General features: G+C 35.0%; 26 protein-coding genes and 1 tRNA gene. 19 read left to right on the plus strand and 8 right to left on the minus strand.

The window, feature by feature from the left end:
• Nucleotides 1-48: 48 nt before the first annotated feature.
• The gene (gene nadE, locus AC3IS6_RS09080; RefSeq protein WP_489164585.1) at nt 49-855 is read right to left on the minus strand and encodes an NAD(+) synthase; all 807 of its coding nucleotides are present in this window, start codon (nt 853-855) and stop codon (nt 49-51) included.
• 99 nt (nt 856-954) lie between these two features.
• On the opposite strand from nadE, the gene gldB reads away from it, so the two are divergent.
• Nucleotides 955-1,911: a gliding motility lipoprotein GldB gene (gene gldB / locus AC3IS6_RS09085; protein ID WP_489164587.1), complete on the plus strand. Its 957-nt coding sequence runs from the start codon at nt 955-957 to the stop codon at nt 1,909-1,911.
• Nucleotides 1,911-2,246, plus strand: coding sequence for a gliding motility protein GldC (gldC, locus tag AC3IS6_RS09090; protein WP_173965544.1), 336 nt, complete (start codon nt 1,911-1,913; stop codon nt 2,244-2,246). Before gldB ends, gldC begins: the two co-directional genes overlap by 1 nt.
• Nucleotides 2,247-2,377: 131 nt before the next feature.
• Here the strand turns inward: gldC and AC3IS6_RS09095 are convergent, their stop codons facing one another.
• The 3 genes from AC3IS6_RS09095 to AC3IS6_RS09105 all read right to left on the minus strand — a co-directional run bounded on the left by AC3IS6_RS09095 (nt 2,378) and on the right by AC3IS6_RS09105 (nt 4,594).
• Complete coding sequence (locus tag AC3IS6_RS09095; RefSeq protein ID WP_489164588.1) at nt 2,378-3,016, minus strand: hypothetical protein; 639 nt, start codon at nt 3,014-3,016, stop codon at nt 2,378-2,380.
• A gap of 150 nt (nt 3,017-3,166) precedes the next feature.
• Nucleotides 3,167-3,787: a ribosome biogenesis GTP-binding protein YihA/YsxC gene (gene yihA, locus AC3IS6_RS09100; RefSeq protein ID WP_173965546.1), complete on the minus strand. Its 621-nt coding sequence runs from the start codon at nt 3,785-3,787 to the stop codon at nt 3,167-3,169.
• A 42-nt stretch (nt 3,788-3,829) separates the two neighbouring features.
• Nucleotides 3,830-4,594, minus strand: coding sequence for an alpha/beta fold hydrolase (locus AC3IS6_RS09105; RefSeq protein WP_173965547.1), 765 nt, complete (start codon nt 4,592-4,594; stop codon nt 3,830-3,832).
• 378 nt (nt 4,595-4,972) lie between these two features.
• Here AC3IS6_RS09105 and mraZ point away from each other — a divergent pair, with 378 nt between their 5' ends.
• The 15 genes from mraZ (at nt 4,973) to AC3IS6_RS09180 (ending at nt 22,077) form a co-directional block, all read left to right on the plus strand.
• Complete coding sequence (gene mraZ / locus AC3IS6_RS09110) at nt 4,973-5,446, plus strand: division/cell wall cluster transcriptional repressor MraZ (RefSeq protein ID WP_173965548.1); 474 nt, start codon at nt 4,973-4,975, stop codon at nt 5,444-5,446.
• On the plus strand, nt 5,421-6,329 hold the full coding sequence (gene rsmH / locus AC3IS6_RS09115; protein ID WP_489164589.1) for a 16S rRNA (cytosine(1402)-N(4))-methyltransferase RsmH: 909 nt from the start codon (nt 5,421-5,423) through the stop codon (nt 6,327-6,329). Before mraZ ends, rsmH begins: the two co-directional genes overlap by 26 nt.
• A gap of 114 nt (nt 6,330-6,443) precedes the next feature.
• On the plus strand, nt 6,444-6,791 hold the full coding sequence (locus AC3IS6_RS09120) for an FtsL-like putative cell division protein (RefSeq protein WP_489164591.1): 348 nt from the start codon (nt 6,444-6,446) through the stop codon (nt 6,789-6,791).
• Nucleotides 6,782-8,791, plus strand: a complete 2,010-nt coding sequence (locus AC3IS6_RS09125) for a penicillin-binding protein (protein ID WP_489164593.1) — start codon at nt 6,782-6,784, stop codon at nt 8,789-8,791. Before AC3IS6_RS09120 ends, AC3IS6_RS09125 begins: the two co-directional genes overlap by 10 nt.
• Complete coding sequence (locus AC3IS6_RS09130) at nt 8,788-10,251, plus strand: UDP-N-acetylmuramoyl-L-alanyl-D-glutamate--2,6-diaminopimelate ligase (protein ID WP_489164594.1); 1,464 nt, start codon at nt 8,788-8,790, stop codon at nt 10,249-10,251. Before AC3IS6_RS09125 ends, AC3IS6_RS09130 begins: the two co-directional genes overlap by 4 nt.
• 115 nt (nt 10,252-10,366) lie before the next feature.
• Nucleotides 10,367-11,602, plus strand: a complete 1,236-nt coding sequence (gene mraY, locus AC3IS6_RS09135) for a phospho-N-acetylmuramoyl-pentapeptide-transferase (RefSeq protein WP_173965553.1) — start codon at nt 10,367-10,369, stop codon at nt 11,600-11,602.
• The gene (murD, locus tag AC3IS6_RS09140) at nt 11,603-12,934 is read left to right on the plus strand and encodes a UDP-N-acetylmuramoyl-L-alanine--D-glutamate ligase (RefSeq protein WP_489164595.1); all 1,332 of its coding nucleotides are present in this window, start codon (nt 11,603-11,605) and stop codon (nt 12,932-12,934) included. It abuts the gene before it with no gap.
• Between the two features lie 88 nt (nt 12,935-13,022).
• Nucleotides 13,023-14,336, plus strand: coding sequence for an FtsW/RodA/SpoVE family cell cycle protein (locus AC3IS6_RS09145; protein WP_489164596.1), 1,314 nt, complete (start codon nt 13,023-13,025; stop codon nt 14,334-14,336).
• Nucleotides 14,337-14,432: 96 nt separating this feature from the next.
• Nucleotides 14,433-15,518 carry an undecaprenyldiphospho-muramoylpentapeptide beta-N-acetylglucosaminyltransferase gene (gene murG / locus AC3IS6_RS09150; protein ID WP_489164597.1) on the plus strand — a complete coding sequence of 362 codons (1,086 nt, stop codon included), beginning with the start codon at nt 14,433-14,435 and terminating at the stop codon, nt 15,516-15,518.
• 155 nt (nt 15,519-15,673) lie between these two features.
• The gene (gene murC / locus AC3IS6_RS09155; protein WP_489164598.1) at nt 15,674-17,023 is read left to right on the plus strand and encodes a UDP-N-acetylmuramate--L-alanine ligase; all 1,350 of its coding nucleotides are present in this window, start codon (nt 15,674-15,676) and stop codon (nt 17,021-17,023) included.
• Nucleotides 17,010-17,732: a cell division protein FtsQ/DivIB gene (locus AC3IS6_RS09160; protein WP_489164599.1), complete on the plus strand. Its 723-nt coding sequence runs from the start codon at nt 17,010-17,012 to the stop codon at nt 17,730-17,732. The genes murC and AC3IS6_RS09160 overlap by 14 nt, the downstream gene beginning before the upstream one ends.
• Nucleotides 17,733-17,738: 6 nt before the next feature.
• Nucleotides 17,739-19,160, plus strand: coding sequence for a cell division protein FtsA (gene ftsA, locus AC3IS6_RS09165; protein WP_489164600.1), 1,422 nt, complete (start codon nt 17,739-17,741; stop codon nt 19,158-19,160).
• An 85-nt stretch (nt 19,161-19,245) separates the two neighbouring features.
• Nucleotides 19,246-21,264, plus strand: coding sequence for a cell division protein FtsZ (gene ftsZ, locus AC3IS6_RS09170; protein WP_489164601.1), 2,019 nt, complete (start codon nt 19,246-19,248; stop codon nt 21,262-21,264).
• Between the two features lie 205 nt (nt 21,265-21,469).
• Nucleotides 21,470-21,919, plus strand: coding sequence for a GatB/YqeY domain-containing protein (locus AC3IS6_RS09175; RefSeq protein ID WP_074659845.1), 450 nt, complete (start codon nt 21,470-21,472; stop codon nt 21,917-21,919).
• 84 nt (nt 21,920-22,003) lie between these two features.
• Nucleotides 22,004-22,077, plus strand: a tRNA-Arg gene (locus AC3IS6_RS09180).
• A gap of 177 nt (nt 22,078-22,254) precedes the next feature.
• Here AC3IS6_RS09180 and AC3IS6_RS09185 read toward each other — a convergent pair.
• Entirely contained in the window at nt 22,255-23,058 is an 804-nt protein-coding gene (locus tag AC3IS6_RS09185; protein WP_489164602.1) for a hypothetical protein, read from the minus strand.
• A 206-nt stretch (nt 23,059-23,264) separates the two neighbouring features.
• Here AC3IS6_RS09185 and AC3IS6_RS09190 point away from each other — a divergent pair, with 206 nt between their 5' ends.
• A complete protein-coding gene (locus tag AC3IS6_RS09190; RefSeq protein WP_281921538.1) occupies nt 23,265-23,486 on the plus strand; it encodes a hypothetical protein in 222 nt (73 codons plus the stop codon).
• Between the two features lie 96 nt (nt 23,487-23,582).
• On the plus strand, nt 23,583-24,047 hold the full coding sequence (locus AC3IS6_RS09195; RefSeq protein ID WP_489164603.1) for a hypothetical protein: 465 nt from the start codon (nt 23,583-23,585) through the stop codon (nt 24,045-24,047).
• Between the two features lie 223 nt (nt 24,048-24,270).
• Here AC3IS6_RS09195 and AC3IS6_RS09200 read toward each other — a convergent pair whose 3' ends face one another.
• From AC3IS6_RS09200 to AC3IS6_RS09210, 3 genes are all read right to left on the minus strand, one after another.
• On the minus strand, nt 24,271-24,462 hold the full coding sequence (locus tag AC3IS6_RS09200; RefSeq protein WP_489164604.1) for a hypothetical protein: 192 nt from the start codon (nt 24,460-24,462) through the stop codon (nt 24,271-24,273).
• A 147-nt stretch (nt 24,463-24,609) separates the two neighbouring features.
• Nucleotides 24,610-25,074, minus strand: coding sequence for an Mpo1 family 2-hydroxy fatty acid dioxygenase (locus AC3IS6_RS09205; RefSeq protein WP_489164605.1), 465 nt, complete (start codon nt 25,072-25,074; stop codon nt 24,610-24,612).
• Nucleotides 25,075-25,702: 628 nt separating this feature from the next.
• Nucleotides 25,703-26,950: a TMEM143 family protein gene (locus tag AC3IS6_RS09210; RefSeq protein ID WP_489164606.1), complete on the minus strand. Its 1,248-nt coding sequence runs from the start codon at nt 26,948-26,950 to the stop codon at nt 25,703-25,705.
• Nucleotides 26,951-26,966 lie beyond the last annotated feature (16 nt).

The following is a 26,966-nucleotide window of genomic DNA, read 5'->3' on the forward strand; positions in this document are numbered from 1 at the left end:
ATTAATAAATAAATTCTGTAATTAATTGCAGACAAATGTTAAAAAGTATTATTTTAACGTTTTTGGTATTATGCAGACCGGAATTGGATCCATTTTATGCTTGTTGCTGGTGTTTAAACGTTTATAAATTTCAAAGACAGTTTTTTCTCTCCCACTTAAGTCAGTTCCCGTGTTTCCTGACTCCGAGGTCAACATTGCCCATTCTAATTCGTCATAACTGGCGCCTAATTGATCCTCGTCGGTACGGTTGTCGCCAAATAATCCATCAGTAGGTGCGGCGGTTAAAATTGACTCCGGAATTGTTAAAAATGCCCCCAGAGCGTATACATCTGACTTCATTAAGTCGGCAATTGGGCTTAAATCGACTCCACCATCTCCATATTTAGTGTAAAATCCTACTCCAAAATCTTCTACTTTGTTTCCTGTTCCTGCTACAAGTAAACCATGAATTCCTGCTAAATAATATAAAGAAGTCATTCTTAAACGGGCACGTGTATTGGCTAACGATAAGTTTACTTTTGCTTCGTCATCAGTTTTGGGTACAGCACTTTTAAAGGCTTCAAAAGTGGCGGTTAAATCGGTTTCTACATTCGAAACATTTGGAAAACGTTTCTTAAGTTGTTCAATATGCTCTCTTCCTCTTGAAACCTGATTGGGAGCCTGGTGAATTGGCATTTCGACACACAAGACTTTTAAGCCTGTTTGCGCACATAAGGTTGAAGTTACAGCAGAGTCAACTCCGCCTGAAATTCCAATTACAAAACCATTAACTTTTGCCTGGGTAGCATAATTTTTTAACCACTCTACAATGTGGGCGTTTACTTTTTCTGTCTGAATGGTACTTTTTTTAGCCATAATAGTTCAAGATTTAAGATGCAGGGATGTATATTTGCACAAATATTTTTAAGCGCAGTTTGCTTAAAATATGAGCAACACAAATCTAATTAAAATAAAATGAAAATATATCGCTTAGCAGTGGTTCTGTGCTTGTTTTTTTTGTCCTGCGATCAAAAAACTAAAGTCGAAAAAGCAGTAGAAGAAATTCCGGTTGATATTAAAGTAGAGCGTTTTGATAAGGTGTTTTTTGAAACTAAACCAGAGGATCTGGCTAAAGTAAAAAAGCAATATCCTTTCTTCTTTCCGGTAGGAAATGATGACAATATCTGGCTGAAAAAAATGCAGGATCCAATCTGGGGAGAAGTTTATGCGGAAGTTCAGAAAAAATACAGCAATTTTGAGCCTGTACGCGAAGAGTTCAATGCGCTTTTTCAGCATGTGAAATATTATTTTCCTAAAACAAAAACGCCAAAGGTAATAACTGTAATTGGTGAAATGGATTATAATGCCAAAGCAATATACGCAGACAGCCTGGTAATTGTAGCATTGGAGTTGTATTTGGGGAAAGATCATAAGTTTTATGAATTTCCAAGTTATCTGAAACAAAATTTTGAAGAGAAACAAATTATGCCCGATGTGGTTTCGAGTTTTGCTTATCGAAACATTCCGGCCTTTCCGGATAAGAATTTAGTTTCTCAAATGATTTTTGAAGGAAAACAATTGTACGCAAAAGATCTACTGCTGCCGGATTATACCGATGCTGAAAAAATAGGTTATACACCTGAGCAAATAAAATGGAGTCAGGAAAACGAAGCTTATATGTGGCGCTATTTTATTGAAAATGAAATGCTGTATAGTGATGATCCAAAACTAACAACCCGATTCATAGCGCCGGCACCGTTTTCTAAATTCTACTTAGAAATTGACAACGATACTCCTGGTCGAATAGGAGCTTGGCTGGGATGGCAAATGGTGCGGTCGTATATGAAGAATAATAACGTAACTTTGCCGGAATTATTAAAAACAGAAGCAAAGGTAATCTTTGAAAAATCAAAATATAAACCTAAGAAATAATGTCAGATACAATAAAATCAGAAATTAGATTCAATATAGAATTAGATGAAAACCGCGTTCCGGAAAAATTATCATGGACGGCTAAGGATGGCGGAGTAGAAGCGGAAGATGCAAAAGCAATTATGTTGTCTATTTGGGATAGTAAAGCGAAAGAAAGCATGCGTATTGATTTGTGGACAAAAGATATGCCGGTAGATGAAATGAAGATTTTCTTTCACCAGACTTTGGTTGCTATGGCGGATACTTTCAAACGCGCAACAGACGACGAGAAAATGTCAGACACAATGAAGGACTTCTGTGACTATTTTGCAGAAAAACTGGATCTAACGAAATAGTTAAAATTCCAATAAAAAAAATCCCAAATCCCAAGTTTTAGTAATTTGAATTTGGGATTTTTTTATTGATTGCTTCTCCTTCTACGATTGGAATTTGGAATTTTCCTATTGGAATTTCTATTTACCTGTTTTTATTTGACAGATCGTTTTTTCAAATCTTTAAAAATTCGTTTTAAAGCTCCTGTCATCAAGAGGTCTGAATTTTTATAAAACGTTATATTGTCTATAAGTTTACTTGATTTTTCGGTTTCCCACATAGATTTTGTGTTCCCTTTGTTGGTTATGCCAATAACTTTTTGGGAGTAAATAATTTGCTGTAAATTTAAATCGTATATCTCTAAGGTTACTGAAGCTTCATTTTTTTTAGTGGAGTATTCATCTTGATAAAGTTCTATTGAAGATAAGTCGCTTCTGTCTTTTTTTGTGGAAATATTGATAAAGAAATCAAAACCAGTTCCGTCTTTTAATTCTTTTAGCTTTAAATGATTTGGGTTTAGATTGATTTTTCGGGTTACGAGCAATCCATTAACGTCATGAATATATAAAATCCGATCACCTAGCCTCTTTTTGAAGAATTCTAAAGATTTCTCGGTTAAGTTGTCTTTAGAGTTTTTTGGACAATCTAATTCATTTAAAAGCCATTTTCCAGAAGTAAAATCAACTCCGGTTCTTTGTCCTGTGGTAAACATGTAATGAGATGACTGACAGGAAAATAAAAAGAGGAAAGAAACAATGCAAAGTATGAGATTTATTGATTTGAAATTATTCATAAAGTATAATTGATTTGGATTCAAATATAAGATGAAAATATTTTACAAGGTTTTTCTTTAAAATAAAAATCCCAAATCCCAAGTTTTAACAATTGGAATTTGGGATTTTTTTATTGATTATTTTGGGATTTGGAATTTCCCTATTGAAATTTAAAACCCTGAGTTGTTTTTAAAAACTTCCTGATTTACTTCGTCGATATAGGATAAAAGTTCTTCTTTTCCAGTGGCCTCCGTAGATGAGGTTACGAAATATTGAGGCATTTCGGCCCAGTTATTGGCAAACATTTGTTTTTTATAAGCTGCGATATGAGAATCGATTTTTACTTTGCTGATTTTATCTGCTTTGGTAAAGATGATGCAAAACGGAATTTCGCTTTCTCCCATATAAGACATGAATTCGATGTCAATTTTTTGCGCTTCATGGCGAATATCAATCAAAACAAAAGCGCAAACTAATTGCTCTCTGGTTTCGAAATAGTCCGTGATAAATTGCTGGAAAACAGATTTTGTTTTCTTGGACACTTTGGCGTAACCATAACCCGGTAAATCGACTAAAAACCAATTGTTATTGATTTTAAAGTGATTAATTAACTGTGTTTTTCCAGGTCGCCCTGATGTTTTTGCTAAATTTTTATGATTGGTAAGCATGTTGATCAAAGAGGATTTACCTACGTTTGATCTTCCGATAAAAGCATATTCTGGTAAAAATTCCTGCGGGCATTTTGATACTTCAGAATTGCTGACAATGAATTCGGCGGTATTAATTTTCATGTTTTTTGTTTTTAAAACCTCCTAAAAGTCGAAAGTTAGATGCTATAAATTCTTTTTAACGAGCCATTCTTCCAGAATTTTGTTGAATTCCTGAGGGTGTTCCATCATAGCAGCGTGTCCACATTTGTCTATCCAGTACAAAGTTGAATTAGGCAATAATTTATCAAATTCTTCGGCAACATTTGGGGGAGTAACAGCGTCATTTTTACCCCAGATGATACAGGTTTCTGTTGTCATTTTTGGTAAATCTTTGGCCATATTATGACGAATGGCGCTCTTGGCAATCGTCAGGGTTTTGATCAGTTTGATACGGTCATTAACGGTTGCATACACTTCGTCAATAAGCTCCGGTGTTGCAATTGCAGGGTCGTAAAAAACATCTTCAGCTTTCTTTTTGATGTATTCGTAATCGCCTCTTTTTGGGTAGCTGTCTCCCATTGCGCTTTCGTAAAGCCCTGAGCTTCCTGTTATTACTAGTCCTGCAACTTTTTCAGGATATAGTTTTGTGTGGTAAAGTGCAATGTGACCGCCTAAAGAATTGCCCAGCAAGATAACGTGATCAAAGCCTTTAAAAGTAATAAAGTCTTTTACATACTTGGCAAAGCTTTTTACGTTCGTTTTTAAAATGCTTTGAGTGTATATTGGCAAATCCGGGATTACAACTTTGTATCCTTTTGTTGGAAAATATTCGGCTACAGCATCAAAGTTACTAAGGCCTCCCATTAAGCCATGTAAAATAACGATAGGAGTTCCTTCTCCAGCTTCATAATAGCTGTATTTGCCTTCTTTTTTGTAGTGTTTGTCCATTTAATTTAATGCCAATTTCAATTTGGACAAATATAGGGTTTAATAAATAAAAATGAATTTTTGCTACCGTTTTTTAACTAGATAATTTTAGTATAATTTATAAGTGATTAAAAATCAGTTTAAATGGTTGTTTTTGGCGGATTTTTTAAATGTTAATAAATCGGTATAATAGCTAAATTTTTAAGAAAAATAGTGCGTATTTTTTTTGAATGATTAGTGTTATTGATAATTCGTTAATGATAAGTTAATGTATTGATTGTCTATGTGTTAAGAGAAGTGGGGGGAAAGTGGTTAAACTTATTAACAAAGTGGTATATAGTGGTAAAATGTGGTAATATTTTTTATATTTTTGTCCTATAACATATTAATGAATTTTTCTTGAACACAATTGTCGGAACATATGAGTGTAAAGTCGATGCTAAGGGAAGGCTAATGTTGCCTGCGCCCTTGAAAAAGCAGCTGACTTCCTCTCTTCAAAACGGATTCGTTTTGAAGCGTTCTGTATTTCAACAGTGTTTGGAATTGTATCCAATGGACGAGTGGGACCTGATGATGCAAAAAATCAACAAGCTGAATCGCTTTGTAAAAAAGAACAATGATTTCATTCGAAGATTTACTGCCGGTGTTAAAGTGGTAGAGATTGATGCATTGGGGAGATTATTGGTTCCAAAAGATTTGGTGACTTTTTCGGGTATTTCTAAAGATGTGGTTTTTTCATCTGCGGTTAATATTGTGGAGATTTGGGATAAGGATTTATATGAAAAATCAATAAGCGGCGAAGATATGGATTTTGCAGATCTAGCCGAAGAAGTAATGGGAAATATTAATGACGACGACAATGGAATATCATAATCCGGTTTTGCTTCATCCTACAGTTGATGGTTTAAATATTAAACCTGACGGCATTTATGTAGATGTTACGTTTGGAGGCGGGGGGCATTCAAAAGAAATTTTGAAACGATTAGGGCCAAACGGAAAATTATTTGCTTTTGATCAGGACGAAGATGCGCTTGCGAATGCATTACCGGATGAACGGTTTACCTTAATTAATGAGAATTTCAGATTCATAAAAAGATTTCTGCGTTTTCATGGTGTTAAAGGAGTAGATGGAATTTTGGCTGATTTGGGTGTTTCATCACATCAGTTCGATGTTCCGGAAAGAGGTTTCTCGACAAGATTTGATGCCGAACTGGATATGCGGATGAGTCAGAAAAATGATTTAAATGCTTATCGGGTAGTTAACGAATATGAAGAACAGGATTTACGTCGTGTTTTTTTTGATTATGGGGAATTGAAAAATGCTCCGGCTTTGGCAAGAACAATTGTAGAAGCAAGACAAGGTTATCCGATCAAAACGACAGATGAATTGAAAGAAGTTCTGGCAAAATATTTACCGGAAAGAGTTCGCAACAAAATATTGGCTCAAATTTATCAGGCCATCCGAATTGAGGTAAATCAGGAAATGGATGTTTTGAAAGAGTTTATCGAGCAGTCGTTAGAAATTTTAAATCCAGGTGGAAGATTTTCGGTAATCTCTTACCATTCTTTAGAAGACAGGCTGGTAAAAAGATTTATCAAAAACGGAATGTTTGAAGGAGAGCCGGAAAGAGATTTTTACGGAAACTTTTCAGTACCGTTTAAAACAATCGGAAAACTCATTGTACCGGACGATGCTGAGATCAAAATCAACAATAGAGCAAGAAGTGCAAAATTAAGGATTGCTGAGAAGATATAGTTTGTGAAATGTTGGTTGTGAAATGTGAGTTTGAAACCATAAACAGTTAAACGATTAAATGGTTGAAGGCTTAAGCAATTAAACAGACTAGTATAATATATATAGGTAGAAAAAATGAAAAGTGGTGTATTTGATATATTAAAAGCAAGATTTCTGATCAATGATGATGCAGTAAAAAATTGGCGCTTCATTGTTTTTATTATTCTGCTTGCAATTCTGATGATTGCAAATACACAGCGTTACGAACAGAAGGTTTTTGAAATTGCAAAACTGAATAACGAAGTAAAAGAATTGCGATCTGAATTTGTAGACCGTCGTTCAGAATTGATGAAGTTAAAAATGGAATCAACGATATCGGATAAAATGCTTGAAAAAGAAATTTTTCCATCGACGGTTCCTCCAATTAAAATAGAAGTAAAAAAAGAAGAAGAAAAAAGTTTCTTTAAAAGAATATGGCAGTAGAAGATAAACATATATCCTACAGAATTTACCTCGTAGCAGTTTTCATCTTTGTGATGGCAATTGCTATTGTTGTTAAGTTGACCAATATTCAATGGGTAGAAGGAGATTATTACAGAAAACTGGCGAAACAGCGTACCGTTAGAAATTTTGTAATTCCGGCAAACAAAGGAAACATCTATTCGGCTGACGGAAGTTTACTGGCGACATCAATTCCTAATTATGAAATTCGTTTTGATGCTAAAGCTCCAAAAACGGAGACTTTTGAGAAATATGTGAAAGCATTATCCGACTCATTGGCAACTGTTCTAGATCGCCCAGGTGGATATTATGAGCAGGAATTAAGAAAAGCAAGAGCAAATAAAAACCGTTATTATTTGATTGCCCGTAATTTGAGTTATACTGAATATGTGAAAATAAAAGGCTTTCCTTTATTCAGTTTAGGAGCTTTTAAAGGAGGGATTATTGTTGAACAGGAAACGGTAAGAAAACATCCTATAGGGAAAATTGCGGAAAGAACCATTGGTTATGACCGTATTGATCCGGCAACCGGAGTTGAAGTAGGTAAAGGGATTGAATGGGCTTTTAAAAGTTATCTGAACGGTAAAGACGGTAAAATTTTAAAGCAAAAAATAGCCAAAGGACAATGGAAACCAATTCGTGATGTCAATGAAGTTGATCCTCAGGATGGTTTTGATGTAGTGTCGACAATTGATGTTTTTATTCAGGATATCGCGCATCATGCCTTATTGAAACAGTTGGAAGAATACGAGGCAGATCATGGTTGTGTAGTAGTAATGGAGACTGAAACGGGTCATGTAAAAGCGATTTCCAATTTAGGAAGGGCAGAAGACGGATCGTATTATGAAACCACAAATTACGCTATAGCTGAGTCGCATGAGCCGGGATCGACTTTTAAATTGGTTGATTTAATGGCGATTTTGGAAGATAAAGTGGCCGATACAAGTACGGTTTATGACAGTCATGGAGGAGTGGTGAGATATTACGGACGTGTAGTTCAGGATTCTCACAGAGGAGGTTACGGGAAAATTTCATTAGCACGCGGATTTGAACTTTCGTCGAATACTGTAATGGTTCAGGCAGTTTATGACAATTATAAAAGTGATCCGTCAAAGTTTGTAAATCATATTAACTCGTACGGATTAAATAAAACATTAGGCTTGCATTTTAAAGGAGAGGGAAGGCCTTATATTCCACAACCAGGAGACAAACATTGGTCGGGAGTTTCACTTCCGTGGATGGCTTTTGGTTACGGAGTTTCGGTAACACCTATGCAGACACTGGCGCTTTATAATGCAGTTGCCAACAATGGGGTGATGGTTAAGCCGCAGTTTGTTTCCGAAATTAAAGAATGGAATAAAACGATTAAGAAGTTTGATGTAGAAGTAATCAATCCGAAAGTATGTTCGCAGGAAACCATTAATAAAGTAAGAGCGGTATTGCTCAATGTGGTTAAAAAAGGAACCGGTTCTAAGTTGTATTCGAAAGATTTTTCGATGGCAGGAAAAACAGGAACCGCACAGGTTAATTATGGAGGGAAAGAAGGAAAGTCGGCTTTGTATTATGCATCCTCTTTTGTGGGATATTTTCCGGCCGAACATCCTAAGTACTCTTGTATAGTAGTAGTGCATAAGCCTAATACATCAAAAAATAATTATTATGGAGCAGACGTTGCAGGGCCGGTTTTTAAAAGAATCGCTCAAAAAATATTTACAGACGCGCCCTCAACAAATAAAATAAAACGACTGGATTCAAGGATTCCAAAACAAGACGACAGTTATAACAAGTATACCGCAGAAGCCAATAAAAAATTAAATCAGGTTCCGGATTTAAAAGGAATGCCGGGAATGGATGCTGTTGCATTGTTAGAAAACCTTGATTTAAAAGTAAGGGTTATTGGAGTAGGAAAGGTGAAAAAACAGTCTATTCAACCGGGAAAAAACATTAGTAAAAACGCAATTATAGTATTAGAATTATCGTGAAAATACTGAAAGACATATTATACAAAGTAGCGATTGAATCTGTGACAGGTTCAACAGAAATCGATATACATAAAATTGATTTTGACTCGAGAAAAATTGAGGCAAATGACGTTTTTGTAGCTATTCGCGGATCACTTTCAGATGGTCACGATTATATTGAAAAAGCGATTCAGTTGGGTGCCATTGCAGTTATTTGCGATACATTGCCTGAAAATATCGAAAAAGGAATTACCTATATTAAAGTAAAAGATACCAATGCGGCTTTGGCTTTTATGGCGGCTAATTTTTTCGGAAATCCATCCGAAAAATTAAAACTGGTTGGAGTTACCGGTACAAACGGAAAAACAACCATTGCATCATTATTATTTCAGTTGTTTCAAAAGGCAGGTTTTAAAGTTGGGTTATTATCAACTGTAAAAATCATGGTCGATGAAACCGAATATAAAGCGACACATACCACACCGGATTCAATTACGATCAATCATTATCTGAACGAAATGATTGAAGCAGGTGTAACGCATTGTTTTATGGAGGTAAGCTCGCATGGAATTCACCAAAAACGAACTGAAGCATTACATTTCGTGGGTGGGATATTTACGAATTTATCGCACGATCATTTGGATTACCATCCCACTTTTGCGGAATACAGGGATGTGAAAAAATCTTTTTTTGATTCGTTGCCAAAAACAGCTTTTGTCTTATCAAACATTGATGATAAAAATGGAAGTGTGATGTTGCAGAATACGGTTGCCAGAAAATTTACTTATGCTTTAAAATCATATGCTGACTTTAAAGCGCAGATTCTGGAAAGCCAATTGTCGGGTTTATTGTTGAAAGTAAACGATAATGAAGTTTGGGTAAAACTAATCGGAACTTTTAATGCTTACAACGTTTTGGCAATTTACGGTACAGCTGTAGAATTAGGAATGGATAGTCTTGAAGCGTTGCGCTTACTGTCTGATTTAGAAAGTGTTTCGGGACGTTTTCAGTATATTGTTTCAGAAGGAAACATAACAGCGATTGTTGATTATGCCCACACGCCGGATGCTTTAGACAATGTTTTAAAAACAATTAACGATATCCGTACCAAAAACGAACAGCTGATTACAGTTGTAGGTTGTGGCGGAAACAGAGATAAAACGAAAAGACCAATTATGGCAAAAATTGCTACAGATCTTAGTGATAAGGCAATTTTAACCTCAGACAATCCAAGAAACGAAGATCCTGAAGTGATTTTAGACGAGATGGAAAAAGGGGTTGAGGCTCATAATTATAAAAAGATATTGAGAATTTCCGATCGAAAACAGGCTATTAAAACGGCTTGTCAATTGGCGCAGCCCAATGATATTATCTTAATTGCCGGTAAAGGTCATGAAACTTATCAGGAGATAAATGGAGTACGTCATCATTTTGACGACATGGAAACGGTAAAAGAAATTTTAGAACAATTAGGGAAATAATAATAGGGAAATTCCAAAATGGAAATTCCAAAATCCAAAACCCAATTTAATGTTGGAATTTGGGATTTAAAAATTGGAATTTAATTCAAAATCGGAATTTAAAAAATAGAGAAATATGCTATACTATTTATTTGAATATTTAGACAAAACATTAGATGTACCAGGAACGGGAGTTTTTCAGTACATCACTTTCAGATCGGCTTTAGCATTGATGCTTTCATTGCTTTTGTCAACGATTTACGGAAAAAGAATTATAAACTTTTTGCGTAATCAGCAAGTTGGTGAAACGGTTAGAGAGTTAGGTCTTGCAGGTCAGAATGAAAAAGCAGGAACTCCGACAATGGGGGGACTGATTATCATTTTTGCGACGCTCGTACCGGTTTTGTTGTTTGCCCGTTTGCATAATATTTATATCGTATTGCTTATTGTGACCACACTTTGGATGGGAACAATTGGTTTTGTAGACGATTACATCAAAATATTCAAAAAAGACAAGCAAGGACTTAAAGGAATCTTTAAAGTTATTGGACAGGTTGGTTTAGGTATTATAGTGGGATCTGTACTTTATTTTAATCCTGCTGTAACTGTTAGAACAGATACAGGAAGAACAGATATTTTTAAAGCGTCAGGTAACAATACAACGGTAGTTTTGCCGGCACCTGTTGAAGAAAAGTCAACGGCTACCACAATTCCTTTTGTGAAAAATAACGAATTTGACTATGCCGAAATCTTAGCGTGGACAGGTGAAGGATATGAAAAATGGGCTTGGTTGATTTTTATTCCGGTGGTAATTTTTATTATCACAGCAGTTTCAAACGGTGCAAATTTGACGGATGGAATTGACGGACTCGCCGCGGGAACCTCGGCAGTTTCGGTTCTGGCTCTGGGGATATTTACATTCCTTTCGGGGAATATCATTTTTTCAAATTATCTCAATATCATGTATATACCGAACTCAGGAGAGATGACAGTTTTTATCTCTGCATTTGTTGGGGCGTTAATTGGTTTTCTTTGGTACAACTCTTATCCGGCTTCAGTTTTTATGGGAGATACGGGAAGTTTGACTATTGGGGGAATTATTGCAGTTTTGGCAATTGCAGTTCGAAAAGAGTTATTGATTCCGTTATTATGTGGGATCTTTTTGGTAGAAAATTTCTCTGTGGTTTTACAGGTTAGTTATTTCAAATTTACCAAAAAGCGTTTCGGTGAAGGCCGAAGAATTTTTCTGATGTCGCCATTACACCATCATTATCAGAAGAAGGGGTATCATGAGAGTAAAATCGTAACCCGATTTTGGATTGTTGCCATCATGTTAGCCATATTATCAATCGTTACTTTAAAATTAAGATAGATGAGATTGGTAGTTTTAGGTGGAGGAGAAAGTGGTGTAGGTACTGCTATTCTCGGAAAGAAAAAAGGATACGATGTTTTTGTATCGGATTTTGGAAAGATAAAAGAAAGTTACAAGGAAGTTCTTATCATTAATAAAATTGCCTGGGAAGAAGAACAGCATACAGAAGACCTGATTTTAAATGCCGATGTGGTGATGAAAAGCCCAGGGATTCCGGAGAAATCTCCCATCGTAAAAAAACTGGTAGCAGCCGGAGTAAAAGTGATTTCTGAAATCGAATTTGCAAAACCTTTTACAGAAGCATTGACTATTGGGATTACAGGTAGTAACGGTAAAACTACCACAACGATGCTGACACATTATTTACTGAAGTCAGCGGGTTTGAATGTAGGGCTGGGGGGAAACATAGGAAAAAGTTTCGCCTGGCAGGTTGCCGAGAATAAATACGATGCCTATGTGCTTGAACTGAGTAGTTTTCAGCTTGACGGAATTATTGATTACAGACCCGATATAGCCATTATAACCAATATTAGTCCGGATCATTTAGACCGATACGAATATAAATATGAGAACTATATCAATTCGAAGTTTCGAATAACAATGAATCAGACCGAGAGTGATTATTTGATTTATGACGCAGATGATGAGGCGATTGCAGGATGGTTGAAGAACAACAAAACAAAAGCAAAATTAATTCCTTTTTCATTGACTGAAAAATTAGGTGAAGGGGCTTCTATAAATAACAACAAAATGGAAATAAAGATCAACCAAGAAGAGTTTACAATGGAAACAGAACACATTGCGTTAGAAGGAAAACATAATATGAAAAACGCAATGGCAGCAAGCTCTGTAGCGAAGTTGATGCAAATTAGAAATGCAACAATTCGCGAAAGTTTATCGAATTTTCAAGGTGTTGAACACCGTTTAGAGAAAGTGCTTAAAATTCAGAATGTTCAATACATCAATGACTCAAAAGCGACAAATGTTAATGCTACTTTCTTTGCTTTAGATAGTATGAATGTACCGACAGTTTGGATTGTTGGTGGAGTTGATAAAGGAAACGATTACAATGAATTGATGTCATTAGTTCGTGAAAAAGTAAAAGCTATTATTTGCCTTGGAGTTGATAATCATAAAATAATCAATGCTTTTGGGAATGTGGTTGACATCATGGTTGAAGTAAATAATATGAACGACGCTGTAAAAACAGCACAACGTTTAACAGAAAAAGGTGATACGGTTTTATTGTCTCCTGCCTGCGCAAGTTTCGATTTATTTGAAAGCTACGAAGACAGAGGAAGACAGTTTAAGCAAGCGGTGCACAATTTATAAAAGATAGTTTATAGTTTCATGTTTCAGGTTTCAAGTTCGATGCCTAAAACATGAAACCTGAAACAAAAGAAACCTGAAACAAAAGATTATGAAAGAGCTGGTGAACAAATTAAAAGGAGACAGGGTAATATGGTCATTCGTGGCTTTATTGGCGTTGTTTTCGTTTATGCCTGTTTTTAGTGCGAGTAGTAATTTGGCGTATATAGGTCATGGGACTGGAAACACCTTAGGGTATTTGGTGAAACATCTGGCTCACGTTTGTATTGGTTTTCTGATTATTTATTGGGTACATCGTGTGCCATATCATTATTTCAGGGCGATCTCAAAAATTGCGTTGCCTATTGTTTGGTTTTTACTGCTTTATACTTTATTAAAAGGTACTGTTATTGCAGGTGCAAACGCGAGTCGTTGGATTCAGGTTCCTTTTATCGGAATTACGTTTCAGACGTCGACATTGGCCGCCAGTATATTATTCATATTTGTGGCGCGATATCTGTCGAAAACCAGAGAAGAGAACGAACCGTTTCAGGCTTCGTTAATACAGCTTTGGTTGCCGGTTTTTATTACGTTGGCACTTATTTTACCTGCAAATTTTTCGACTACGGCGTTGATTTTTGCTATGGTAATTATGCTGACATTTATTGGTAAGTATCCATTAAAATATATTGGTTTTATCATTGGTTCCGGAATTGCAATGTTTGCGTTCTTCCTTTTGGTGGCAAAAGCGTTTCCGGATTCTAGATTCTTTAGCAGGGTAAGTACCTGGGGGAGTCGTATAGAAAACTTTACAACTGATAAACCGGATGAAGATGATTATCAGATTGAAAAAGCAAAAATTGCAATAGCATCTGGAAAACTGGGAGGTTTAGGACCTGGAAAAAGTGTTCAGAAAAACTTTTTACCACAGTCTTCTTCCGATTTTATCTATGCGATTATTGTTGAAGAATACGGTTTAGTGGGCGGAGTGTCGATTTTGGTTTTGTACTTATTGTTATTGTTCCGATTTGTGATAGCCTCGCACAAAGCCAATACATTGTTTGGGAAGCTCGTCGTCGTCGGGCTCGGGTTCCCGATGATCTTTCAAGCAATGATTAATATGGCAGTTGCGGTAGAGCTGTTGCCGGTAACAGGACAAACACTTCCATTGATTAGTAGTGGAGGTAGTTCGATTTGGATGACTTGTTTTTCTCTTGGGATCATCATTAGTGTAACGAAGAAAGAAGAAGAAATCGCTGAAGAGCAGGAAGAAAAAGAAAGAAGGAGAGAAGCACTTCAGAGGTTGATTGATAAAGAATTAGCAGAAGAAGATTTGCCTGCAGATGAAAAGATATATGAAGAAGAAGGATCGTATTCGATTGAAGACAATTCAAGAAATCCGATGAATGCAGTTTTAAATAAATAAGTATAGAGCTGAGATAATAGAAGAAAGAAAATAGAGGAATAGGTTGATAAGTTATAGAGGGAACTCATGACTCACAACTCAGTAACTAAATAAAATATGACAAAATATAAATTCATATTAAGTGGTGGTGGTACAGGTGGGCATATCTATCCTGCAATTGCTATTGCAAATGAATTAAAATTACAATTTCCCGATGCTGAGTTTCTTTTTGTAGGGGCTAAAGATAAAATGGAAATGCAGAAAGTACCTCAGGCGGGTTACGAAATCAAAGGCCTTTGGATTGCAGGTTTGCAAAGAAAGCTGACATTACAAAATTTAATGTTTCCATTAAAACTGGCAACAAGTTTGCTGGAGTCAAGACGAATTATAAAACAGTTTAAGCCAAATGTGGTGATTGGTACAGGAGGTTTTGCCAGCGGACCTTTACTGCAGGCAGCTGGATCGGCTGGAATTCCAACAGTTGTTCAGGAACAGAATTCGTTTCCGGGAATTACAAATAAATTGCTGAGTAAAAAAGCAAATGCAATTTGTGTAGCCTACGAAAATCTGGAGCGTTTTTTTCCAAAAGAAAAAATCGTTCTGACCGGGAATCCGGTTCGCCAGGATTTGATTGACATCGAGAGCAAACGTGCGGAAGCAATTGCTTTTTATGGTTTAGATCCGAATAAAAAGACATTGTTGGTTTTAGGTGGAAGCTTAGGAGCGAGAAGAATCAATCAATTAATTGAAAAAGAATTGCAAAAATTTCTTTCACAAGATGTTCAGGTAATCTGGCAATGTGGAAAATTATATTTTGAAGAATATAAAAAGTACAATCAGCAAAATGTTAAGGTAATTGATTTCATTGAAAGAATGGATTTTGTATATGCAGCTGCAGATGTGATTATCTCACGTGCAGGAGCATCATCGGTTTCGGAATTGTGTATTGTAGGGAAGCCGGTAATATTTATTCCGTCACCTAACGTAGCTGAAGACCATCAGACTAAAAATGCACAGGCTATTGTAGAGGCTAAAGGAGCTATTTTACTGAAGGAATCAGAATTAGATAATGAATTTAGTATTGTTTTTGAAGCTTTGCTTAAAGATGAAGGAAAGCAAAAACAATTGAGTGTAAATATTAAGAAGCTGGCAATGCCAAAAGCAACACAGGCAATTGTAGCTGAGATTGTGAAGCTGATTTAGCTGTAGGCTTTAAGCAATAGGGTGTAAGCTTGTTGTTTAATGAAGAACGGCGAATGGTAAGGTAATAAAATTAGAGAATAAATAATTAAAGATAAAAGTGGAAGGCTTATAGCCTAAAGCCTATTGCTTAAAGCAATAAAAAAGCAAAAAAAAAAATGAATTTAAATCAAATACAAAACGTTTATTTTATTGGTATTGGAGGCATCGGAATGAGTGCTCTGGCCCGCTATTTTAAAAATATAGGGAAACAGGTTTCGGGTTACGATAAAACGCCATCAATGCTGACAAGCGAGTTGATTGAAAGCGGTATTGATATTCATTTTGAAGATAATATTGGTTTAATTCCAAAGGACTATTATACCGAGAATACACTGGTGATTATTACACCGGCTGTACCCAAAACACATTCTGAATGGAATTATTTTACAGAAAGAGATTATGTGGTTAAAAAACGCGCTGAAGTTTTAGGGATTATCACTAAAGACACGTTTTGTTTTGCTGTAGCAGGAACACATGGAAAAACTACAACCTCAAGTATTTTAGGGCACATTTTGTATGAAAGCGGGGCAGATGTCACTGCTTTTGTGGGTGGAATTGTAGAGAATTATAATTCGAATCTAATCGGAGAAGGAAAAACAGTAACCGTAGTAGAGGCAGATGAATTTGACCGTTCGTTTTTGCACTTACATCCTAATATTGCCTGTATTACTTCAATGGATGCAGATCATTTGGATATTTACGGAACCAGTGATGCTATTGAAGCTTCGTTTGTCGAATTTGCTTCAAAAGTAGAAGATAAAAATAACTTGTTTATAACCAAAGAACTGCCGCTTGAAGGAGTTCAGTGTGCTATAAATGAAGAAGCAGTATATAAGGCTTTTAATGTTCGTATTGATAACGGAAGTTATGTTTTTGACGTGCAGACACCATCAGAAGTTATGACCGACCTACGTTTCGGATTGCCTGGAAAACACAATTTAATGAATGGATTGATGGCTATTGCAATGGCTAAAACGTTCGGCACCCCGACCGACTCCATTGCAAAGGCCATTGCTTCATTCAATGGAATCAGAAGACGTTTTTCATATCAGATTAAGACTGAAAATTTAGTTTATATAGATGATTATGCGCATCATCCAACAGAGATAAATGCTGTTCATCAGGCGGTTAGTGAATTGTATCCAGGACGAAAAGTTCTAGCGATTTTTCAGCCACATTTATTTAGCAGAACAAGAGATTTTGCAGATGGATTTGCCGAAAGCTTGTCTCAGTTTGACGAAGTATTTTTAATGGATATTTATCCGGCACGTGAATTACCAATGGAAGGGATTACATCGGAATGGCTGTTGGGTAAAATGACAAATTCGAATAAAAAAATTGTTGCAAAAAATGATTTATTAGCGGAGATCAAAGCCAGTGATGCGCCAATAATTGTGACAATAGGAGCTGGTGATCTTGGTGAAATGGTTCCATCAATCAAAAAAATGCTGAATGAAAATATTTAATTGGACAAATATTCGATTAGTACTCATTTTTGGGCTTGTTCTTTTTTTATATTCTTTCGCGCAACACCGAAATGGAGATAGAAAATTGAAGAAATCTATGGTTGTTTTTGTAGGAGAAAATACGCTTTTTGTGAAGCCCGAAACGGTTAATAAATTGTTGATAGAAAATAAAAGAGATGCTTCCAGTATTAGAAAAGATGAGTTAGATTTGAATAAGATAGAGAAAACCCTCGATGCGCAAGACATGATTGAGAAGTCAGATGTTTTTGTAAGTATCGATGGCGTTCTAAAAGCAGTAGTAAAACAGAAGACACCAATAGCGCGAGTTTATGATGGTGATCAGTCTTTTTATATTGACTATGAGGGTAATAAAATGCCTTTGTCAGCCAATTATACTGCGAGAGTTCCTCTTGTTTCGGGGGCAATTAATAAAAAAAATAACGAAGATTTAGCTGCTTTATTTCGCACAATTTATGACGATGCGTTTTTGAAAAAAAACATCATTGCAATACAAATTATGCCTAATGGCAGCTTAAAAATGTTTAATAGAAATTATAATTACTTCATCGATTTTGGCAGAACGATGAATGTTGATAAGAAATTTAATAACTATAAAGCCTTTTTTCAAAAAGCGGTTTTAGATAGTTCGTTATACAAATACAATAAAATTGACCTTAGGTTTACGGAACAAGTAGTTTGCACAAAATAATAGAAAATGGAAAAAGATAACATTGCAGTAGGTCTAGATATTGGAACAACCAAAATAGTTGCCATGATAGGCAAGAAGAATGAATATGGTAAACTGGAGATTTTGGGTATTGGAAAATCCAAAAGTTTGGGAGTCGCAAGAGGAGTTGTAAACAACATCACACAAACGATTCAATCGATTCAGCAGGCAATACTTGAAGCAGAAAACAATTCGGGTTATAAAATTAAGGATGTGGTTGTGGGTATTGCCGGACAGCACATCAGAAGTATTCAGCATACAGATTATATCAGCCGTAATAATCCGGAGGAAGTAATTGGTGAAAAAGACATTCAACTTTTGATTGATCAGGTTAATAAACTGGCCATGTTACCGGGAGAAGAAATTATACATGTTTTGCCACAAGAGTTTAAAATTGACGGGCAATCTGAAATTAAAGAGCCTATCGGAATGTACGGAGGTAGACTGGAATCCAGTTTTCACGTAGTGGTAGGACAGGCTTCTTCGATCAGAAATGTTGGAAGATGTATTCAGAGTTCAGGAATTGAACTATCCGGACTAACATTAGAACCTTTGGCTTCTGCCGATGCGGTTTTAAGTCAGGAGGAGAAAGAAGCCGGAGTCGCGTTAATTGATATTGGTGGCGGAACAACAGATTTGGCCATTTTTAAAGATGGCATTATTCGTCATACTGCAGTGATTCCTTTTGGAGGAAATGTTATTACAGACGATATCAAAGAAGGTTGTTCAATTATTGAAAAACAAGCAGAGCTTTTAAAAATAAAATTCGGATCGGCCTGGCCAGGAGAAAATAAAGACAACGAAATTGTTTCTATCCCAGGATTAAGAGGAAGAGAGCCAAAAGAAATTTCGCTTAAAAACTTATCCAAAATTATTCATGCCCGTGTGGTGGAGATTGTAGAGCAGGTTTTTGCAGAGATTAAGGCTTACGGACACGAAGATCCCCGTAAAAAGTTAATTGCCGGAATCGTTCTTACAGGTGGTGGTGCTCAATTAAAACACATTAAACAATTAGTAGAGTATATTACTGGTATGGATACCAGAATTGGATATCCAAATGAGCACCTGGCAGGAAATTCCAGCGAAGAAATTTCCAGTCCGTTATTTGCAACCGCAGTTGGTTTAGTAATGAACAGTATCGAAAATAGTACACAAAGTGCTGTTAGAATGGAGATTGTAAATGATCAGCCAAAAGTGGTTTATAGAAATGTACCACCACAGCAACAACAGCCGGTACAACAGCGATACGAAGTAGAAGAAAACTACGTTGAAAGAGTAGAAACTATTGAAGAAACCAGAGAAGTTCGAAACAGCAGTTCTAAGGAGGAATCTACGGAAACAAAAATAAGAAGATCATTTTTTGACCGATATGTCGATAAAATCAAAGATTTTTTAGACAACGCAGAATAAGACAATAAAAAGAAAAGGATTACTTTATTGGCCCCAAGTCAAGAAGTAAAAAATGTATTAAATAAGAATTTCAAAAACCAAAAAGATGATGAGCAACTCAGAATTTGGAAGTATTTCATTTGATTTACCAAAAAACCAATCAAATGTTATCAAAGTAATAGGTGTAGGTGGAGGTGGTAGTAACGCTATCAACCATATGTTTAAACAAGGTATTAAAGGCGTAGATTTTATCGTTTGTAATACCGATTCACAGGCACTGCAGAATAGTTCGGTACCAAACAAAATTCAGTTAGGTATGAACTTAACAGAGGGTCTTGGAGCAGGAGCAAATCCTGATGTAGGACAACAGTCTGCTATAGAAAGTATCGCTGATATCGAGAAAATGTTGGACCGTGGTACTAAGATGGTATTTATTACCGCTGGTATGGGTGGTGGAACAGGTACCGGTGCAGCTCCGGTAATTGCACAATTGGCCAAAGAAAGAGAAATTTTAACTGTTGGTATTGTTACTATTCCGTTTCAGTTTGAAGGGAAAGTGCGTCAGGAGCAGGCACTTTTAGGAATCGAAAAATTGCGTAAGCAGGTCGATTCATTAATTGTGATCAATAATAATAAATTAAGAGAAGTATACGGAAATCTTGGTTTTAAAGCCGGATTCTCTAAAGCAGATGAAGTTTTAGCAACTGCCTCAAGAGGTATTGCCGAGGTAATTACGCACCATTATACTCAAAATATCGATTTACGTGATGCTAAAACTGTTCTTTCGAATAGTGGAACAGCGATCATGGGATCTTCTGTTGCCGAGGGAGAAAACAGAGCTAAGGAAGCTATTATTTCGGCATTGGATTCTCCGTTGTTAAACGACAATAAAATTACAGGAGCCAAAAACGTATTGTTGCTTATCGTTTCTGGATCAAATGAGATTACCTTGGATGAAATCGGTGAAATCAACGATCATATTCAGGTAGAAGCAGGTTACAATGCTAATATTATCATGGGGGTTGGTGAAGACGAAACTCTTGGTGATGCTATCGCTGTAACTATTATTGCGACAGGTTTTGATGTTGAACAACAAAATGAAATCGTTAATACAGAGCCTAAGAAAATCATTCATACTTTAGAAGATGAGCAAAGAAGCGTTCATAATCTAACGAATAAATCAGTTACTTCCTTTGATTTAACAATCGATACACCAACGAGTAAATCAGAAGAAAAAATTGTTTTTGATTTAATGGATGATGAAGATACGGTTGCTCCCGTAACACCTACTCCGGTTGTGCCAGTTGCAGTTACTCCATTTGAAGTTGCTCCGGTTGCAGTTATTAATCAGGACGAATTAGTGGTAATGTCTGAGTTTATAAAAAATCTTGACGTTACTTTTGAAATTGTTTCGCCTATAACGGATATTGATTTTACAATTACAGCTCCGCAGGCAGAAGTTTTTCAGGATGTAAAACCTGTTCAGCAAGTGCAACAAAGAACATTCGAAAGAGAAGAGCAAACGACATTTTCATTTGATTTGCCAATCTTCAGATCAGAGCCTGAAGTGAGAAAAGAACCAGTTGTTGAAGAAACTAAAATCTTATTCGAATTAACAAACGAAACCCGTAACATTAAAGTGAATGATCCGGTTTCATTTGTACCGGTAACGGAACTTTCTGATAAGGGAATCATCAAGTATTCTTTAGAAGAGTACATGGAAGTTGAAAACGATTTAATGACATCAAAGCCGGTTGAAAAAGTGGTAGAAGAAGTAATTCCTGAGGAATTGAATATCACAATGAAACCAAGACCTGATTTTGCTACTGATGCCGATTATTCAACAACGGCTAATGTTTCTCCAATGGAATTGACAATTGAAGAAACTTTACGTTTAAGAGCTGAAGAAAGAAGAAAAAAATTAAAAGAATTTAATTATAAATTCCATAATAATGTGTCGAGAATTGATGAATTGGAAAAGGAACCTGCTTACAAAAGATTAGGTATCGATTTGTCTAATTCACAATCAAATAACACAAATTCGAGAATTTCGGTTGGAACAGATAGTAACAACGATTTACAATTGCGCTCCAACAATTCGTTTTTGCACGACAACGTAGATTAATTTTAGAATCATAATAATTAGGATAACCCGAAAATTGGATTTAATTTTCGGGTTATTTTTTTTATCTTCGCACAGAATTTAAAATTTGACTTCGTAAATGGCTTTTTAAAGTGAATCTTAATTAGTAGTTCGAGTGGAGACAGTATTATAATTTTAAATGTAATTATTAATCTATAAGCTTAGCTTATTTAAATAGAATTAAAAAATGAGTTTACAAACACTAATCATGGACGAGATTAAAACCGCCATGAGAGCAAAAGATACAGTAGCATTAGAAGCATTAAGAGCGATTAAGTCTGAAATGTTATTGGCTGCAACGGCTTCAGGTTCTAAAGAAGAATTAACAGAAGACGATGAAGTTAAATTGCTTCAAAGATTGGTGAAAACCCGTAAAGAAAGCGCCAGAATCTTTACAGAACAAAACCGTCCTGATCTAGCAGAACCGGAATTGGCTCAGGTTGCTGTAATCGAGAAGTTTTTACCGGCTCAGTTAAGTGAAGAAGAAGTAGAAGCAGTAGTAGCAAAAATCATTGCTGAAACTGGAGCTTCCGGAATTGCTTCAATGGGTAAAGTAATGGGATTAGCTTCTGCACAATTAGGAGGAACAGCTGAAGGGAAAACCATTTCTGCAATTGTAAAAAAATTATTGGTATAAAATGTCAATATGTAAATTCTAATTTTTAAATTCCAAATTCCAATTCTAAAACTTGGATTTGAATTTTGAAAAATTAATATTTTTGATCGCGTAGTTCAACTGGATAGAATATCAGATTTCGGCTCTGAGGGTTGGGGGTTCGAACCCCTCCGCGATCACTTTAAAAAAAAACCTATTTCGTGATGAAATAGGTTTTTTTTGCTTTTTATAAACTGCCAAGTAAGCTTTTTTATAAATATTGAGACTTTGTAAATTCTATCGAGTTAGATTGATAGAATTAGAATCATTTTCTATTAAAGACAATTAAGTAGATCTTCCACTGTACTTATCATCTTTTATCTCTTCCATATTTTTCTTAGGCGTTTGATCATTGGACTTTCTTGCTTTTTAGTAAGCTCATCAAATGGTATTTTACAGTTGCCGGATATTTCAATATCGGTTAAGTTGTTATTTGGGGTGTCTTTATAGTTCTTTATTTCTAATTCAAAAAGTTCTTCTTCGTCAGGTGGTTGCTTTATGTCTGCACCGCCTTTATGAGGAAACGGGATATAATTGTCGGGTGGTTTTGGTAGTTTGCTTTCACATTCGCCCGAACACAGGTTTACAAGGAGAGGTAGAACGTCAGTACCTACTTTTAGAGAAATCCAAAGTTGATTTACTTGTTCGTATGTTGTGTTTTGATTACAAATACTACAGTTCACGGTTTGTCCTGAATAGCGTATCGGATTATGATTTAAACGTGGGAATTTCATTCGGTTCTTCCAATTGCCATATAAAATCCGTGTACTTATTCTGCTGTCTTTAAGTTTTTTGCACTTTGTAATTTCGTATGGAAACCAATGTAAATCATAAGAAGTATATGCATCAAAGTATTCAAGTGCTTCCATATCTCCAATTTCTGGAGGAATACGCTTTAATTTACTTCCATAAAGCCATACTTTTTTGACTTTTTTTAACTTAGAAATGGTCTCTGGTAAAGTATGTATTTGAGAAAATAATTCTTGACCAAGTTCTTCTACCGGAGAAAATTCTTCAAGGTTTTCTGTGGCGACCTTGTCAACATAATCACAGATTTTTTTCCAAGCAAGAGAATTTTTATCTTGTACTTCATTTTGTATTTTAGATATTCTTTTATTCATTTTTTCTTGTTTGCGTCTACATCTTTTCGAATATTCTTTAGTAATCGAAAAGATAAAATTAGGTTAATTATTAGAATAAATTGACAACTCATAGTTCCGTCCAAATTTATTAGACGGAACTATGGTACGTTTGCTACAACAAAAAACTTCTCGAGAAAATAATTTTGTTGAAATTTATTTATTAACTATTTTAAAATTTAAAACTTATGAATTTAGAGAATTTAAATTTAGTAGAGCTTAATGTTAAGGAATTGCAGGAAATTGACGGAGGTGATCCTTTTTTAGCTTTTATAGGACTTGGCGCGCTAATAATTGGAATTGGTTTATTGTCTAATAAAAACAGAAAAATCAATGGCCCTAGCGGGAATGGGAATAATGATCCGTCAGGTTATTATAAGGGTGATTTGCTTACAAATGGAATGTTTTAATTCCTTAATGAGTCTTGATGAAAATCAAGGCTCATTTTAAATTTACGATATCAGTAAAGCGGATTAACGAAATGTGAAAAATTAAAGTGACTCATAATGAAAAAATATTTTTTAGAATTAATTAAACGTGGAATCTTATCTCTAATTGCGTTTTTGGTGTTTTCATGTGGACTGAAATCAGTTCCCTCTGAATATACTTTTATTGAAAATGGATTAGTGAATGTGGAGTTAAGTAAACTTGGTAATGGAAAAATACTGATTTATAACGGAGCCGGTTTTTTATATAAAATGGATAATACCGGGGAATTGAATATTTGGATCGATGGTAAGTCTTTGGGGCAACTGAGAACGAATGAGTATGTTGTAATAGATCTTGAAAAAGGAAAGCGCAAATTTGAAATTTTACATTTTGATGTGGTCAATATGAGAAGTAAAAAGGAAGTTGAAATTGATGAACATACTAAAATTATTAGAATCAAACCCAATCTTTTTTCTAATAGGCTTTCTGTAACAAATAAAATGCCTGGGAATTTTACTGAATTTAGGTATACTAAAAAGTGATTTTGAAATTACAGCTCCCTGTGTTTTTAATAATTGAAAAGAACTTCATTGATAACATTTTTTGATGTATGTCGATATTAATTTACTGAACAAATAGCACTTTTTTTTCCATAAAAAATGCCCCTAATAGTGTTTAGCTTTTTGGGGCATGTTCAAATTTGGTCCTTAAATGACTTCTTTTTTATGTCTTAACAGTTTTATCTCGTTGATTTTTAAATAATTTCTATTTTTCAGATCCCGCTTTTGGTTTTCTTATCAGAATGTAAAGTGAGACTAAAAAAACAATGATGTAAAGTGTTGCTAATGCGGGTTTTTCGAATTTTAGCTTTTCAAAGTCGAATTGTTTATACAGCGTTACTCCTAAAATGATAGCTACGATCAGAAAAGTAAACGATATAGATCTTTTTTTTTCCATTTTTTAAGGTTTTATAGGTATTTTAATTAGTATTCTTAGAATAGCGACAACTATTCCTGCGGGTATCATTGCCAACAGAATAGCATGTAGCTGCTTTTAAATCATAGCAAGTTTTTTATTGATTTTCCTTTTTATTCCGACAGAAAATTACTTTCTGGAAAATAAATTCTCTACCACCCAGGCCGGCCCGATCATTAAAAACTGAAGGTCTTTTAGAAAGGAAGGTTTTTTTCCTTCGATATTATGCCCGTAGAATTGTCCAATCCAGGCAATCGCAAAGACACTAATTGAAAATATCCATAAAGGTAAAACTTGCCCGACATAAAAATTTACAATCAGGCAAATTGCTGATAAAACGGCAATCTTAAAGGTCATTGCTACTGATAAGCGAATGTAAAAAAGAAGTACAAAAACTAAAACAACAGCGGCCCAATTTTCTATAACTGGGGCATTTAGTTTCAAAGTATTTGAAATGATGCTACTTGGAATACTCATTAACAACCCTACGATTGAAAAGTAAATTGCAGGTACACAAATATAATGAATCGCCTTGTTCTTTGGGTTTTGATGACTTACTGCATATTCATCAAACCATTGTTCTAATGTTCTCATTGTTTTGGATTTAGGATAGTAAATCTACTAAAATTTCTTTTAGTTTTATCTATTTTAAACTTTCGTAGAAAGAAATGTGGCTAATCTTCAGAAAAATACTGATGTAGGAAGGAATGGTAATTTAGCTGAAGACAATTCAGAGAATCCTTAAAATGTAATAGAGTTTGTAATGATAAAGCAGATATAAAAATGGTTAGTATAAAAATTAAAGTTGCGTCGTTTTAAAATTTCCATACTTCTACGACTACGAAAAAATGTTAAAACTTAGATTAAACACTCAAATAATAGAGTATATGTCTTATTTTGATAGTTTTATGGCTTTATTCGGTGTGCTATTCGTTTTTTACTTATTAAATTTGGCAAAATTTAAAATAAATCTTGTTAAATAATTGAGTATGAGTGGAAAGAAAACTAAAAAAAAGAGAGTCATACAAGTTTATGTCACTTTACAACGTAAAGAAGATCAAACGGAGAAAGTAATAAACAAGTTCAATTTTCATGAATATTTAGAGGTAAGAAATGATACTTTGGAAGATATAATCATAAAAGCAAGAATAATATTTAGTGTACTTATTCTTCTCGCTTTTTTCGTTTCATTTATAACATTATTGATCATGAGAGTTATTGATTAATGACACTGAGAAGTTTCTTTCTGATTGTAATCAAAAACATTGTCCCATAGTGCGTCGATCGTACTGAGTGATTGATCTAACGAAATTACGCTCCATTTTCCATTGGATTCAATACCAAGCCCCATATCTTGTAGTTTTAGCAAAGCATCCTGAACATCAAAATCGAGGTCTGTATTTAGTTTTGTTGTAAACCATGATTCAATTTGAGTATCGAGTTCATTGGCAGTAATTGGGAATTCAGCTTTGTACAAAAATGTATAAGCCAGAATGGTTTCCTTTAATACCTCCTCTTCAGAAGAATTCAACAGCGAATAAAAAGCTCCGCTGTTATTTCCAAGGTTCTTAAAATAAAGACTATCTGAAAGTATTTTGGAATATTTAATTTTCTTATTGACAAAGTTGCTGTATTGACGGAACAGATAAAGTGACAAAATGCCCAATGCTATTAAACCTTGGTTTAAAGAAGCTTTGCTGTTAAGTAAATCTATTGTCTCACCAGATTGATATGCCGCATACATACCGATCAAAGCAGGGATTACAGTTGTGCTTAAAAGGGAAATTCCACCTCCGATTCCGGGAACCCAAAAAAACAGTTTATCTGTGGTAGACATTCTCGGAATGGCATTTGGAAATATGGTTTCGAGATCATTTTTAGGAACACGTTTAAAAATTTTTAAAGCAACTGATCCAGGTTCAATGGGCATTTTCCCCAATTTTACTTTCTTTTCTTTAATATAATCCTCTTCGCTGTAATGGAGATAAATTAAGACACGATCATAATATTCGATTTCAATTTCTTTTTTCCAGAAAAAATATTTCTTAATCTTTTCGTTTGCTTTATGATGCCCCCGTACGTATAATTCGTAATCTTTAAAGGCATTAAAATCAATTGAAAGTTTTAAACCAATTAAGTCTGAATCTTCAAAAGCTTTGTCTAGTGTTTCCTGATCTATTCGGCGATAATTCCCTTGTTCTAAAACCGTAAGCAATGTTTTTTTGAAAATGGTGAAATCGCTTTTTCCTCTAAAACTTTTACGTTCTTTTGGACTCAAATCCGGATCAAACTGAGCATAGTTTTGTTTTAGATTTCGGTTAAGATTAAAAGCTTCGTAATGAAAATAATGCTCGATAATATCGAACAGTTTTTTGAAATCATCAACTTTTTTCGAATCGTCAGCAAAGGTGCTAAGCTGTTGTTCCAGTAAGAATTCTTTGTTAAAAGGAATATAATGTTCTCGTGTCATAGAGATTTAGGGCTTT

It is taken from the genome of Flavobacterium sp. KH_035, from assembly GCF_057839565.1.